A 13541-nucleotide genomic window follows, 5' to 3' on the forward strand; every position below is an offset into this window, starting at 1 on the left:
ATCGCCTCCTCAGTGATGCTCCGGATGAAGGGAGTCCTCCAGATGGGGATCGGAAACCGGAACCACCGGAATGTTCCGGAGAAACAGGGCATAGAGGAAAAGGAAGAGCCCTGCAAAGCCCAGGAATCCTCCGATCTCCCAGATGCCCACAGGGGCCCCGGGATTGCCGTGAACCGTCGTCCAGACGGTGGGGACAATCTCCAGCACCCGTGCGAGATAGATTCCCAGAAGGACCACCAGGGCCACCGGCCCCACAATCCAGGGGGTCACCTTCGTCTTTTTCGGAATAAGCACAATGAAGGGAAGAAACCAGGCAGTCGTGAAGGCGCTCCAGAGATAGGGCTTCCAGGGCTCCACAAACCGGGTGAACAGGTATTCCGTCTCTTCCGGCAGACGACCGTACCAGATCACGAGAAGCTGTGACCAGAACAGATAGGCCCAGAAGGTGGAAAAGGCAAACACCGCCTTGCCGAGGTCGTGGAGGGTGGCCTCGTGGAACACCTCCCGAAGGGCGCCCTTTCGGAGAAGAAGCACCACCAGAAGGGTGGCCACCACACCCGCCAGGAACAGGCTCCAGAAGAAATAGCCCCCGAACATGTTGGAATAGAAAATGGGGTCCATGCCCATCACCATGTCAAACCCCACGGTGCTCCATCCCCAGGCAAACACCAGGGCATACACCACTCCCACGTTCACAAGCCGCTTCCGGATGCCTGCAAGCTCTTCCTCCGTGAGATCGCCGAACCGGGCAAGCCATCCCTTCCGCATCTCCGGCAACACCCCCGCATCCGCCTTGAGGGAAAGATACAGGAGATAGAGGGCGAGACCGGAAATCAGGGTCACGATCACCAGGTTGCGCACCGTGAAAAAGGGCAGGTTAACCCACACCTCCGGGTGGTGATGATGAACGTGTCCACCCACCCAGTAATAGAAGTCTCCCAGTTTCAGGAACAGGAGGAGCCAGAGGAAATAGGCCACGGGGATCAGGGCACCCAGGGCTTCCGCGGGACGGATGACGTGACGGCCCCAGCGGGCATACACCACCCGAATGGCCGTGGCAAACAGCACGCCCCCGTGGGCAAGCCCCAGCCAGAGAAACCCGTTGGTCGCCAGAATAAACCAGAGACGCTCATGGTTCAGCATAAAGGCGACCGGAAGACTGAGGATCCCGATCGCCATCAGGACATACGCCACCCAGAGCATCCGGTTCACACTTCCCTCCTTCACGTGGAGAAAGGCCAGTTCTTTGCGATCCAGGGTCATGGATTTCCTCCCTGCTGAACAAACCGGAGATACCGGATCACCGACCAGCGTTCTTCCGGGGTGAGGGTGTAATAGTACGGCGGCATCAGGGCTTTTCCACCCTGACGGATCACCTCATAAAGGTAACCGTCGGGACGAAGGCTGGGGTCCGTGTAGATCCCTCCCCGAAGGTCCGGAGGTGTGAGGGCAGGGATGCGCTGGGGAACGGGTCCGGCTGTCCGGAAATCGCCATGACAGGGCCGGCACGCCCGCATCCAGAGGGTTCGGCCCCGATCCACCACCTCTGGCGTCGCAGGCAACGGATTCCTCAGGATTTTTCCGGCCTCCTCATGACTCCGCTTGGGCTCCCACACCACGTTCCGGGGGATGGCTCCCTCCGGAGGGGCGGGATGAAGGACCTCATAGGGCTTCACGGAAGCCTGATCCACCATGTTATCCCACCACCAGGGCAAACGCGCCGTCTTCGGCGCCGGTGCGATCTCCACTTCCGGACCCTTAGGGGTCAGGTTCAAAAATCCGAGAACGAGCAGGATGGTCATCCCTCCACCTCCCAGCTGTGAATGTCCACCGCCTGAAAAGACCGGAAGATTTCCCGAACCGTCTGCTCCTTCTCCCCCGAAACGCCTTCCACCAGCACGCCGAAGTGATCGTCGGAAACGCGGGGGTCATAGGGCGCATACGACGTCGCGTCCCGCCGGGGAATCCGGGCCGTCCAGAGGAGTCCCACCAGGTTGAAGATCGCCCCAAAGAGCACCATGAGCTCGAAATAGATGACCACGTACGGAGGGATGGACACCACCGGCTTTCCGCTGAAGATCATGGGCCAGGATACGGAAACCCAGGTGGTGAGCACCACGGCGGTGAGGATGCCCAGAAGCGCCCCCGTGAGGGTGAACCACTTCACCCGGGAATCCCGGGGCATCCACCGATCTTCCAGACCGGGAAAGGTGGTGGGCCCGAAGAAAACCGGGTGAAAGCCCCGCTCCCGGAGGGCATCCATCGCCTTTTCCGCATCGTCCAGAAAGGCGAACACCCCCAGAAGGTTCTTCATGCCACAGCCTCCTCTTTTGCCCTCTCCCGGCGGGGAGGCGGCGTGATCTCTTTGAGCTCGGCGATGGGGAGATAGGGGATCAGCTTCATGCCGGAGAGCCACCAGAAGAAGAACCAGCCAAAGCTTCCTGCAAGGATCGCAAGTTCCACCAGACTGGGCGCGTAATAGCCCCAGGCGAAGGGGATGAATTCGTGGGAGAGGGACTGGGCCACGATGTTGTAGCGCTCAAAATACATCCCCACGTTCACAAGCAGGGAGATCACAAACAGGGCAAGTTCGTTCCGCCGGATTTTCTTGGAGAACACGAAAAGGGGCGTCACCACGTTGCAGAACACCATGAGCCAGAAGGCCCAGGCGTAGTGTCCGGTGGCCCGAAACACGAACTGCTCCCACTCGTAGGGGTTTCCACTGTACCAGGCAATGAAGAACTCGGTGATGTAGGCATAGGAGACGATCATCCCCGTGAGAAGCATGAGTTTGGCCAGGTTTTCCAGGTGGTTCAGCGTGATGTGGTCCCGGAGATAGGGGAACACCCAGCGCAGGATCACCGAAAGGGTGATCACCATGGCCACGCCAGAGAAAATGGCACCCGCCACGAAATAGGGGGCGAAAATGGTGGCATGCCATCCCGGCACGATGGACATGGCAAAGTCCCAGCTCACCACCGAGTGCACGGAAAGGACGAGGGGCGTGGCGAAAGCGGCGAAATAGAGATAGGCCTTCCGGTAGTTCTTCCACTCCAAATGGGAGCCCTGGAAGTTGAGAGAGAGCAGTTTGTAGAGGGTTTTCTTCCAGCCGGTTGCACGGTCCCGCGCCGCAGCAAAGTCCGGAATGGAACCCACATAGAAGAAAATGGCCGACACGGTGAGATAGGTGGTCACCGCGAACACGTCCCAGACCAGGGGGGATTTGAAGTTGATCCAGAGCTTCCGGCCGAAGTCAAAGGGGAAAAGCCAGTAGAACTTCCAGATCCGCCCCAGGTGGATGAGGGGGAAGAGCCCTGCCGTGAGCACGGCGAACACGGTCATGGCCTCGGCCAGGCGGTACACCGCCGCCCGCCACTTGCTCCGGAAAAGATAAAGAATGGCGGAGATCAGGGTTCCGGAGTGGGCGATCCCCACCCAGAACACGAAGGTGGCGATATACACCCCCCATCCCACCGGATTGTTCAGGCCCGTCACCCCCATGCCGGTGCGGATCTGATAGGCCAGCGCAAGCCCGGCCAGGGCGATCAGGGCCAGGTTGATCCCCTGGACCAGAAGATACCGGGGCCCCGGAGGCTCAAAGAGAAACCGCAGGGCGTCATCCGTGATCTTTCTGTACGTCATGGCCCTCCTCCCAGAGCTCTTTCAGATACACCACCGAAGGCTGGGTGTTGGTTTCTTCCAGAATCCGGAACCGGCGAGGATCCCGGGACATGGACACGATCTGGCTTTCGGGGTCCCGGAAGTTTCCGAACACGAGGGCTTCTGCGGGGCATGCCTGCACGCAGGCCGGGAACACGTCACCGTCCTTCACCAGACGCCCTTCGTCTTTGGCGTGGTCCTTGGCATACCGGATCCGCTGATAGCAGAAGGTGCACTTCTCCATCACGCCCCGTTCCCGCACGGAAATGTCCGGGTTGAGCTGCCAGTTCAGGGGTTCTGGCCACTCAAAGGTGAACCAGTTGAACCGCCGGACCTTGTAGGGACAGTTGTTGGCGCAATACCGGGTCCCCACACACCGGTTGTACACCTGCTCGTTGAGACCATCCGGGTCGTGATAGGTGGCGATCACCGGGCAGACGGATTCACAGGGGGCGTTTTCGCACTGCTGGCACATCATGGGAACGAAGTGAACCCGGTGGGACGATTCGGCGAAATACCGCTCCACCCGGATCCAGAACATCTCCCGGCCCTGGGCCATGGGCTGTTCACCCACCCAGGGGATGTTGTTCTCCGACATACACGCCACCACGCAGGCCGAGCATCCGGTGCACTTTTCGGTGTCCACCACCAGGCCCCAGTGATAGGGACTCTCTTTGTAGCGCTCCGTGTAGGCGTCGTGGCCGTACGATTCCCAGAAGGCGGCACTCCTCGGATGCTTCTCCCGGAACTCCTCTTCAAAAGAGGGAAGTTCTTTCCCCCGATTTTTGTGCCACTCTTCCAGGGTCATCACCCCCACCACATCCCGTCCACCCGTGGTGGTGGCCCCATCCGTGTGGGCCAGGATCACCCGTCTTCCGGTAGGTTCCACCGAGACCGGCAGGGTGTGGGAACCGTTGACCAGGGCAAAGGTGTTTACACCCCGTCCCCGGGCATACCGTCCAAAGGACCGGTGACCCTGACCGCTTTCCACCGCCAGAACCTTCCGGGGGAGACGGGGGTTGAAGCGAACGGGCACCTCCGCTTCTCCTTCGGATGTTTTGACCCGGATGACCTGGCCTTCCTTCACGCCGAGTTCCCCGGCATCCTCCGGATGGACCTCGGCGACATTCCGCCAGGAGACCTTGATCACCGGGTGGGGTACCTCCTGAAGCCAGGGACGGTTTGCGAGCTTTCCGTCCCAGAAGCGAAGGGAAGGATAGGCCACCAGCGTCCACGCCCTTTCCGCCAGCGTGGGACGTTCGGGAGGCTCGTGATTCCGCAGGCGGAGGGGTTTCGCCGGGACGTCCACGAAAAGCCCGCCCCGTTTGCGTACCTCCACCCAGAAGGACTCAAAATCACCCTGGCCATATCGGGCATGAATGCGCCGCCAGCGCGCCGTGAGGGCTTCCTGGAAGGAACCGGGAAGGGAAAGGCCATAGCGGCGCCCCACCTCCAGCAGGAGATCGCCCGTGCTCCGGGCGTCAAAATGGGGCACGGGTTGCATCCCCGGCTGAATGAGCGTGAATACACCGGGACGGGGCTCCAGGTCTCCCCAGTCCTCAAAGGGATGGCGGGAGGGGAGAACCAGATCCGCCTCTTCGGCCGTCTCGTCCAGGAAGGGCGAGAGCACAGCAAGGAAGTCCAGTTTCTTCCGGAGTTCTCCGAAGTCTTTCCGGACATAGGCCGGGTTCCGGTCCACCACCAGAAGGCCCCGGATCCTCTCCCCCAGAGAGGCATAAAAAGCTTCCCACTCCTCGGGGTCGGTCACCCGGTCCCAGGCCTGCGGACCCTCAAAGCGCAGGGCCTCCTCGCCGCCCAGAAGCACCGTCAGGGCCAGGGCCGCATACCAGAGGGCCTCGTCTCCCGCCCGGGGAGCCAGATCTCCTCCCAGGACCAGGGGTTTCCGGGCGTGGAGGAGATCGTCGGCGAGTTTCTCAAACGCCTGAGGATCCATGCCTGCAGCCCGGAGGTCTTCCTCGTGGTACTGGGCGGCAAAGGTGGCGATGGGACCGGTGATTCCTTTCTTCTCGACGACCTTCTGGAGCAGAAGCCCGGCCACCATGTGTTCCGTTCCGGGCCGGACGGCGAACCGCCGATCTGCCTTGAGTCCCGTGAGGGACGTCCGGCTTTCCACCTGGACGTGGCGAAGTCGGGGATTCTCCACCCGACGACGGGCATACACCCGGGTGATCTCCACCGGCGAAAGCCAGGTGTCCAGAAAATCCGCCCCGAAGGAGACCACGAGATCGGGGACCTCGAAGTCAAAGCGGGGCGTTTCATCATAGCCCAATAGCCTGCGGGAAGCCCGCCGGAGAGCGGTGGGGGCAAAGGCCTCCTCCATCACCACCCAGGCCCCATGCTCCCGGAGAAGATCCAGGAGTTCTCCGAGGGCTCCCGTCACCGGACCGGCCAGCACCCCCAGAGCGCGGAGGTCTTGAGGAAGACGGTCCCGGAGGACCTGGAGGGCCTCCTCCCATTCAATTTCCACAAGGTTCCCGTTTTTCCTCAGGAGGGGTTTCTTCACCCGGTCGGGGTTATAGAGCCCCTGCAGCGCACTCTCCCCCCGCATGCAGTGCCGTCCCCCCGAGATGGGATGATCGGGGTTCCCCTCCACCTTGATGAGACGCCCTTCCCGGGCCTTCAGGAGAAGGCCGCACCCTGCCGGGCATTCCGTACAGGCAGAGGCGTACCAGACCGGCTCCCCTGGGATGATGTTTTCGGGGGGCACAAGCTGGGAGATCAGTTTCTCCACGTTGTCCTGACCGGGTTTGCACGCCGCAAGACCGGCCGCCGTGGCTCCCGTCAGTTTCAAAAACTCACGCCGACTCAGCTTCATCTCGACCCTCCTCACTTGTGACAGGTCCAGCACTCAAGGGGTGCGTTGTTTTCACGGTGGCAGCTCACACACCAGCCCATGGTGAGGGGGGCCTGTTTTTCCACCACCACCATGGTCTCCACCGGACCGTGACAGGTCTGGCACTCAATCCCGGCTTTGACATGACGTTTGTGAGAAAAATACACGTGATCGGGCAGGTCGTGCACCTTGATCCATTCAATGGGCCGCTGCTCGTTCCAGTAGGCAAGGAGTTTGTCCACCTCTTTCTGTTTGGCGGTATCCGCCAGGGGAAACCGGTGGCATCCCACACAGCGCATCACCGGAGGAACACCGGCATGGGGGGATTTGTCCGCATAGGCGTGGCAGAACTGACAGTCGATCCCGAGCTTTCCCGCATGGGTCGCGTGGCTGTAGGCGATGGGTTGCTGGGGGGCATAGGGCCGGGTGCGGCCTCCAATCCCCCACATGGCTCCGGCCAGCAAGAGAACAGCGATCAAGCCTCCTGTTCCCACAAGTACCCCTTTCAAGACTCCGCTCCTTGTTCAGGGATCATCCGACCGAACCCCTCCGTGCTGGCTGGCGTTCCCGCCAGGCCACGATCTCCTTGATCAATACTTCCGCCTGAATCACCGTCTCATTGGCCTTGTTGAAGAAATAGTTCCGGACAATCAGGGCGGGGATGGCGATGATGAGGCCGAAGGCCGTGGTGAGCAGGGCTTCGGCGATTCCACCGGCCACCACCTCCGGACCGCCGCTTCCCGTAACCACGATGCTGTAGAAGGCGTTGATGAGCCCGATCACCGTTCCCAGGAGCCCCAGAAGGGGAGAGATGGCCACGATGGTGGAAAGCATCGGGAGGGAACGCATCAGGCGAGGACGCTCCTGGATCAGGGCGATCTCCATGATCTCCTGAAGACTCCCGGCATCCAGGTGGAGGTTCTGCAGTCCAGCCTGGACCACCCGGACGAGGGGAGCATCTCCCGTGAGAAAAGGCGCCAGGGCCTGCTGGGGCTTCCCGGTCTGAAGCCCGGCCCGCAGAGCGCTGTGAAGGCGATCAAAGTTCACCCGGTGGGTGAAGAAAAACACAAACCGCTCCAGGGTGAGGGCCACAAACACCACGGACGTGAGAAGAAGGGCCATCATCACCCAGGAGGAAAGAAAGATGTCCACGACGCTCCGACCGAGAATCATGCTACCCTCCCTGTGAGGTCATCCCGTACTGTTCCATCAAACGAAGCACACGGTTCCGGAGATCCTGGTCCGGGGCCACACTGGCCGCATATTGAAGAAGCTGCTGGGCCTGACCGGTGTCCCCTTTCTTGAGATAAAGATCGGCAGCCAGCATGAGGGTTTCCACCCCGTCCCGGGTGCGCCCCGCTTTGAGATAGGCCACCGCAAGATTTTTCATGGCATCCGGCATCACGTCCGAATCCGGAAATTCCTCTCGCAGGGTTTCCAGCACGGAAACGGCTCTGGGGTATTCCCCCATCTGGATGAGGACCGTACCATACCCGAAGAGGGCCTGCTCCCGCCGCTCGCTGAAAAAGGTGAGGTATTTCTCATACGCGGACGCGGCCTCCTTCCACATGGAAAGGGCCATGTAGATCTGGGCTGCGTTCATCAGGGCTTTTTCCGCCAGGGGGCTTTTCGGAAAGTCGATGGCCACCTGTTCAAACACCCGGGCTGCCTCCTCTTTGTCCCCCTGCTGATAGAGGGCTGCCGCCCGATCAAAAAGCGCCTGGGCCGCAAGATCGGACGAGGCAAACTTCTTCCCGAACTCCCGGACCCGCGTGGAATCCTGCGATGAAAGGGCATAATAGGCCTGTTCCATCGCCTGCTGGACGTTGTCTTTCATGGGATGGTAAGGGTAGAGCTGGAGAAACTTTTCATAGGTGGCGATGGCAGCCTGGTAATCCCCCTGGTTATAGTGGATCTGCCCCAGACGGAAGAGGGCTTCGGGGGTGCGGGGGTGATCGGGATGGCTTTCGATCAGCCACTGGAGAAGGGACTGGGCCTGCTCGTATTTCCCCGCCCGGGCATAGAGGTCCCCGGCACGAAAGGCGGCTTCCGCCGCCCGGGGGGAGGAGGGAAAGGTTTTGACCAGTTTCTCCCAGACGTTCACCGCATCGCCGTAATATTTGAGGGCAAAGGCGGACAGCCCCTTGTAAAACATGGCCTGGGGCGTGACCTGTTCGTCTTTCGGCGCCAGCTGCTCCACGGCGGTGAAGGAAGCGTAGGCGGAATCATACGCCCCCGTGTTGAACTGCGCCACCCCGAGACCCAGGTAGCTCTGGACCAGAAGGGCGGTGTCCTCCGCCACCCGGACCACCTCCTGAAAGGTCTCTTTGGCCACGCCATCCCGGTTCTGACGGAGATAGCACCAGGCCAGACCGCTCCGGGCATACCCCATGAGGCGGGGATCGGGGGGTTCGGCATCCACCACCTTGCGGTAGAGGGTTTCGGCCACCGCCACACTCCCCACATTATACAGGGCTTCCGCAAGGGCGAAGGTGTAATAGGCGCTCCACAGGGGATTGCCTTCCCCCAGAAGACGCTGGTACATTCGTCCGGCCGCCGTGGCCACCTCCCCGGGCCGGGAAGCCACCAGGGCTTCTAGGAGGAGGGCGGCACCGGGACCGACCAGGGGATGATTGGGCCGTCCGTTTTTCACCAGGTCGTCGGCAAACCGGATGGCCTCATCCCACGCCTGCAGTTCCTTGGCCACCGCCGCAGCCAGGTAGTTCCCGGTTTCCCCCTCACCGAGGAGGGCAAACATGGAGGGGAGCTGCTCCAGCAGGTCCATCACCCGGCCGGTGTCGCCGTTGGCCCAGGCAGCGTTCACCATCTGGACCGTGGCCATGGCGTTGAGGAGGGCGTCTTCCTTGAAGGCGCGGGCCTGCTGAAGCAGGGCATACACCTGAACGGTGTCCGTCCGCTCCAGATGAAACCGGGCCACACCGGCGAAATAGGCTGCGTAAGGGGCATAGGAAAACGTGCCGTCCTGGGCAAGGTTTTTCAGGGTGGTGTACGCCTCTTCATGGTCGTCGTTGAGGAACGCCCCCACCCCCAGGAGAAACCGGACCCGCGGGACGAAGGGGTGATCCGGGTAATCGGCAAGAAACCGCCGGGCCTTGAGGACGGCACCCGAGGGATCCCCATACAGCAACAGGGTTTCGATCATGCCGTAATCGGCCAGGGCTTTGAGATCGCCCGGGAGGTCCGCCTTGAGTTTCTGATACACCTCCAGGGCTTCCCGGGGTTCCAGCAGCTCGGTCATCACCCGGGCGGCCAGGAGCTGTCCGAGGGGCGTGGGCACTGAGGAGAAATCCGCTTTGGCCGCTTCGAGATCTCCGGCCAGGTAATGATAGATGCCCTGAACCAGAGGGTACCCCCAGTATTCTTCAAAGAGGGGATAGTTTTTGAGACGTTCCGCCACGTCCCGGAGACGGAAGGTGTCCCGATCAAAGAGATAGGTGAGACCCAGGACGACCAGCACGGGAGGTTCCAGATAGGAGCCCCGAACGTCCTTCGCAAGCCTTTCCGCTTCTTTCCTCACCCTCCGGAAATCGCCCCGGTGGAACTGGACCTCAAGGAGACGAAACCGGAGTTCGGGCTCAAAGGGGGTGCCCCGGAATGTCCCCACAAGATCCTGATACAGGGATTCGGCCCGGGCCACCTCACCCCGGGCAAAGGCCGCCTCTGCGCGGAAAAACTGATCCGCCACTGAAGGAGAAAGGGAAACCACCAGCACCAGTCCGAGAAGTCCCATCACCCTTCCAGAGAAAGAATCCGCACAAGTCTGCCACGGGCCCGGTGCACCTGTCCCGTGATTTCCTCCACCATGAGTTCATACCCGTACATTCCTTCCGGCACCACCCGCCCCGAGGCATCCCGTCCATCCCACTCCACCTGCAGGGGAGGATCACCTGTGCCTTCAAACACTCGCACGAGTTCCCCGGTGGACCGCCGGAGGGTCATGCGCCACCGGCGCACGGGCGTCCGGGTGGAAATGAGGAGACGGATCCTGACCAGTTCCCGCCCGGGCTCCTCCACCACATCCGGTGTGGCCTGGGCCCGCACACCAAAACGGATCTGACGCATTTTCAGGGCCACCCGCTGGGAGGGGTCGAACACATCCCGCCGGCCGTAGGGGTAACTGTAGGCATACTGGATGTCCAGCACCCAGGGGTCCATGGTGTAGGAGAGATTCAGTCCTGCCGAAACGTTCCGGTTGTCCACACCCCCGGCCAGGGCAAAGAAGGACAGAGGCTGGAACCGGGCGCCGATGCCCCAGCTGGCATCGTATCCCGCCGGCCACACCACCGAAGCCATCCAGGAAAGCCAGGGATAGGGTTCCAGAAGCAGGCCTCCCCGGAGGGTCACGGGGAAGGTGACCTGTTCGGTGTTCATCCGGACGGCCGGGGGCACGAGGTTGTCCACCGCGAGCCCCAGGGCCAGCATCTCATGAAGCCGGAACACAGTCCCCACATTGAGTCCCACTCCGGCACCGGTGTAGGGGTGGGCCTGGGCATACACCACCTTCATGGAAGCTCCCATGCCCCACCGCCAGGAAAACCGCCAGGCGAAGCCCACCAGGGCCTTGGCGAGAAGGAAGCGAAACGTTCCCTGAGGCTGCTGCACATCGTTGAAGCGCTGGATCTCGTCCGTCTGATAAGCCAGAAGATGGAGACCATACCCTCCCTGTCGGAAAGGCACGGCCATGAACCCCGCAAAATCCTGGACCAGTCCGAAATGCCGGCCATAGCCCGCCGCGGTCTCCAGGCCTTCCAGGTCATACAGCACGGCCGGATTGTAGAAAAAGCCCTCAGCACCGTGGAACCAGGCTTCCAGGGCATGCCCCACCGCATAGGTGGAGGCAAGACCGCTTTCCGTGTCCATATAGGACCAGGAACCTCCGGCCACAGCCACCAGCATCCAGATCACCATACCACGGCCACCATTCGTTTGGCAAAAAGAATCACCCGTCCACCGGAGCCCACCACCCGGTAGGTGAGCATATAGGGTCCCTGGGCCACACGACGGCCCTTCCCGTTGGTTCCATCCCACACCACCACCTGACGGACACCCGGAGAAAGCTCACCGGAGGAAAGGGTTTTCCGCCAGGCCGGTGCACCGGTAAGGTCATACAGCACGAGTTCGGCATAGGCGATGTCCTGCACCGCAGGCACAAAGATCATAATGTTGGCTTTTCCGGGTGGGCTGGTGAGGGGGTTGGGATACATGAGGAGCACGCTGTCCGTCACCGTGAGGGTCCAGAGTTCCGCGGTATCCTGGAGGGCACCGTGAGACACCACAACACGGGCCTGCTGAAGCCCCAGGGTGAGGGGGGCCTGATAATAGAACCGGGCCACCCCCGATGAGTCCGTGGTGGCCACCGTTCCCAGGAGCGTTCCCGGTCCGGAGAGGCTTGCCTGAACCTGCGCGGCCGGAACCGGGACACCGCCCGCCGCCTCCACGTGGACCTGCAGGGTTTCCCACCCGCCCGGACTCACCGTGTCCGTCTGGGGGAAGACCCACAGGGTCTCTGCCAGAAGGGTCACGGGGATCAGAGTGACACCCGACCGGACGGAAGGGCTGTCCACATCCACCCCTTCCACACCCCAGGTCCCCACCCGGTTGAAGGAAACCTGAAAGGTCAGGGTGTTTCCTGTGCCAAAACTGGCCTGAGGGGGTGTGCTGGCCCCCACAGCTGGCACAGGCGAAAATTCCAGAGCAAAGGTATGGGATCCAAAAGGCGTCGTGGAGGCCACAGGGTTAAAAAGGGAATCCACCAGCACGAGATCCACGTTGAAGGGCACGTTCACACTCTGGCTTGCGGGCGTTCCCGTCTTGCCCCGGCCGGTTGTGTCCCCGGGAAACAGCGTCTCGCCCGGTGCGAGAAGAACCACGCCCCGGGCCGCAGAGGGAAAGGCCACCACAGAGGCAGCGGTGTCCTCGCCCGGACCTCCCTGAAGGATCACGAAAAAGGACGAGTCGGCCACACGGGGGCGAATCCGCAGGGTGTCACCCGTGGACAGAACCGGCCCTCCCTGCACATCGGCCAGTCCGCCAGTACCCTGACCGTTCACCGGAACGATTATGAAGGAGTCCGAGGCCCCGGGGACCGGATTCCCGAAGGTGTCCACAAGTTCAACCACGTAGGGGATGGGCTGGTCCACGGGATACCGGTCCGGCGCCGGGAGGCCCACCCGTCGCCATCCCGGATATCCTCCATCCAGGCTCTGCCCCGGAAGAAGGAGGACCACGTCCGCATAGGGGCCGGGAGAGACGGTGAAGGAAGATGAGGTGTCCGTAAGGCCTCCGGGAGCCGTGGCCGTCAGCGTGTACGTCCCGGCACGGTAGACCTGAAGACTTCCCTGCGCCACCCCCTGCTGCATGGCCAGAGAAAGAGGAGTGTAGTATTGCGTCCCCATGGGCACCCCCGCCTCCAGAAGCTGGAGGCTCACCACGCCCGAAAGGGAGGTGTCCAGCCCACCAGCCGTGAACCGGGCCTCAATCCGGACGGGCACACGGTCCACCGCCTGAAACGCAGACGGGACCTGAATGATCAGTGTGTCGGCTGCGAACAGGAGAAGCCCCCACATGATGGAGGTGAGTATACGCAATCCGTGCCAAACTTTCAATCCTTGAAGGTTCCGCTTCCTTACACCATAATTGAGCCAACACACCGCAAAACAGGAGGTAGCCCATGCGGCGAATGATCATGGTGGCGGCGATGATGTTCGGGATCGGGCTTCTCGGAGCCCAGGGAGCCTGCGGTCAGCAGGTGGACCTCACCCCTCTCCAGAACCAGATCGCCGAAATCCAGAAACAGGTGCAGGACCTCTCCTCCAAAGTGGAAGGGCTCCAGGTGGTGGAAGGCGAGGGGGGGAAAGCCGTGGCCGTGGACACCAAACCCCTTGAGGACAGGATCGCCAAACTGGAAAAGAAGGTGTCCACCCTTGAACAGCAGGTGAGCAGCCTCTCCGCCAAACTGGACCGGGTGGAAAAGGCGGTGAAGTCCCTTGCCAAATAACAGGAGGTG

At 61.7% G+C, this 13541-nt stretch carries 11 protein-coding genes; 1 reads left to right on the forward strand and 10 read right to left on the reverse strand.

Annotation, left to right across the window (positions count from 1 at the left end; translation table 11 throughout):
• Positions 1 to 9 precede the first annotated feature (9 nt).
• From AC6HU3_RS03510 to AC6HU3_RS03555, 10 genes are read right to left on the reverse strand one after another with little or no spacing between them, the layout of a single operon-like run.
• Entirely contained in the window at positions 10 to 1263 is a 1254-nt protein-coding gene (locus tag AC6HU3_RS03510; protein ID WP_497474703.1) for a hypothetical protein, read from the reverse strand.
• A complete protein-coding gene (locus tag AC6HU3_RS03515) occupies positions 1260 to 1802 on the reverse strand; it encodes a c-type cytochrome (RefSeq protein WP_497474705.1) in 543 nt (180 codons plus the stop codon). The genes AC6HU3_RS03510 and AC6HU3_RS03515 overlap by 4 nt, the downstream gene beginning before the upstream one ends.
• Positions 1799 to 2314, reverse strand: a complete 516-nt coding sequence (locus tag AC6HU3_RS03520) for a DUF3341 domain-containing protein (RefSeq protein WP_497474707.1) — start codon at positions 2312 to 2314, stop codon at positions 1799 to 1801. The genes AC6HU3_RS03515 and AC6HU3_RS03520 overlap by 4 nt, the downstream gene beginning before the upstream one ends.
• Positions 2311 to 3642 carry an NrfD/PsrC family molybdoenzyme membrane anchor subunit gene (nrfD, locus tag AC6HU3_RS03525; protein WP_497474709.1) on the reverse strand — a complete coding sequence of 444 codons (1332 nt, stop codon included), beginning with the start codon at positions 3640 to 3642 and terminating at the stop codon, positions 2311 to 2313. The genes AC6HU3_RS03520 and nrfD overlap by 4 nt, the downstream gene beginning before the upstream one ends.
• The gene (locus tag AC6HU3_RS03530; protein WP_497474710.1) at positions 3617 to 6496 is read right to left on the reverse strand and encodes a molybdopterin dinucleotide binding domain-containing protein; all 2880 of its coding nucleotides are present in this window, start codon (positions 6494 to 6496) and stop codon (positions 3617 to 3619) included. The genes nrfD and AC6HU3_RS03530 overlap by 26 nt, the downstream gene beginning before the upstream one ends.
• An 11-nt stretch (positions 6497 to 6507) precedes the next feature.
• Positions 6508 to 6993, reverse strand: a complete 486-nt coding sequence (locus AC6HU3_RS03535; RefSeq protein ID WP_497474712.1) for a cytochrome c3 family protein — start codon at positions 6991 to 6993, stop codon at positions 6508 to 6510.
• Between the two features lie 52 nt (positions 6994 to 7045).
• Positions 7046 to 7687 (reverse strand): MotA/TolQ/ExbB proton channel family protein, encoded by a 642-nt coding sequence (locus tag AC6HU3_RS03540; protein WP_497474714.1) that lies wholly within the window; start codon positions 7685 to 7687, stop codon positions 7046 to 7048.
• Between the two features lies 1 nt (position 7688).
• Positions 7689 to 10265: a tetratricopeptide repeat protein gene (locus AC6HU3_RS03545; RefSeq protein ID WP_497474716.1), complete on the reverse strand. Its 2577-nt coding sequence runs from the start codon at positions 10263 to 10265 to the stop codon at positions 7689 to 7691.
• Positions 10265 to 11443 (reverse strand): hypothetical protein, encoded by a 1179-nt coding sequence (locus tag AC6HU3_RS03550; protein ID WP_497474718.1) that lies wholly within the window; start codon positions 11441 to 11443, stop codon positions 10265 to 10267. Before AC6HU3_RS03550 ends, AC6HU3_RS03545 begins: the two co-directional genes overlap by 1 nt.
• Positions 11437 to 13101 (reverse strand): hypothetical protein, encoded by a 1665-nt coding sequence (locus tag AC6HU3_RS03555; RefSeq protein ID WP_497474719.1) that lies wholly within the window; start codon positions 13099 to 13101, stop codon positions 11437 to 11439. The genes AC6HU3_RS03550 and AC6HU3_RS03555 overlap by 7 nt, the downstream gene beginning before the upstream one ends.
• A gap of 104 nt (positions 13102 to 13205) precedes the next feature.
• Here AC6HU3_RS03555 and AC6HU3_RS03560 point away from each other — a divergent pair, with 104 nt between their 5' ends.
• The gene (locus AC6HU3_RS03560) at positions 13206 to 13532 is read left to right on the forward strand and encodes a hypothetical protein (RefSeq protein ID WP_497474721.1); all 327 of its coding nucleotides are present in this window, start codon (positions 13206 to 13208) and stop codon (positions 13530 to 13532) included.
• The last annotated feature ends 9 nt before the right edge of the window (positions 13533 to 13541 follow it).

Source organism: Caldifarcimen microaerophilum (assembly GCF_055387105.1).

Coding starts and splice junctions, on each gene's coding strand:
- nrfD (WP_497474709.1), bottom strand. CDS start 3,642: ATGACGTACAGAAAGATCACGGATGACGCCCTGCGGTTTCTCTTTGAG.
- AC6HU3_RS03560 (WP_497474721.1), top strand. CDS start 13,206: ATGCGGCGAATGATCATGGTGGCGGCGATGATGTTCGGGATCGGGCTT.
- AC6HU3_RS03540 (WP_497474714.1), bottom strand. CDS start 7,687: ATGATTCTCGGTCGGAGCGTCGTGGACATCTTTCTTTCCTCCTGGGTG.
- AC6HU3_RS03510 (WP_497474703.1), bottom strand. CDS start 1,263: ATGACCCTGGATCGCAAAGAACTGGCCTTTCTCCACGTGAAGGAGGGA.
- AC6HU3_RS03530 (WP_497474710.1), bottom strand. CDS start 6,496: ATGAAGCTGAGTCGGCGTGAGTTTTTGAAACTGACGGGAGCCACGGCG.
- AC6HU3_RS03550 (WP_497474718.1), bottom strand. CDS start 11,443: ATGGTGATCTGGATGCTGGTGGCTGTGGCCGGAGGTTCCTGGTCCTAT.
- AC6HU3_RS03545 (WP_497474716.1), bottom strand. CDS start 10,265: ATGGGACTTCTCGGACTGGTGCTGGTGGTTTCCCTTTCTCCTTCAGTG.
- AC6HU3_RS03520 (WP_497474707.1), bottom strand. CDS start 2,314: ATGAAGAACCTTCTGGGGGTGTTCGCCTTTCTGGACGATGCGGAAAAG.
- AC6HU3_RS03555 (WP_497474719.1), bottom strand. CDS start 13,101: ATGTGGGGGCTTCTCCTGTTCGCAGCCGACACACTGATCATTCAGGTC.
- AC6HU3_RS03515 (WP_497474705.1), bottom strand. CDS start 1,802: ATGACCATCCTGCTCGTTCTCGGATTTTTGAACCTGACCCCTAAGGGT.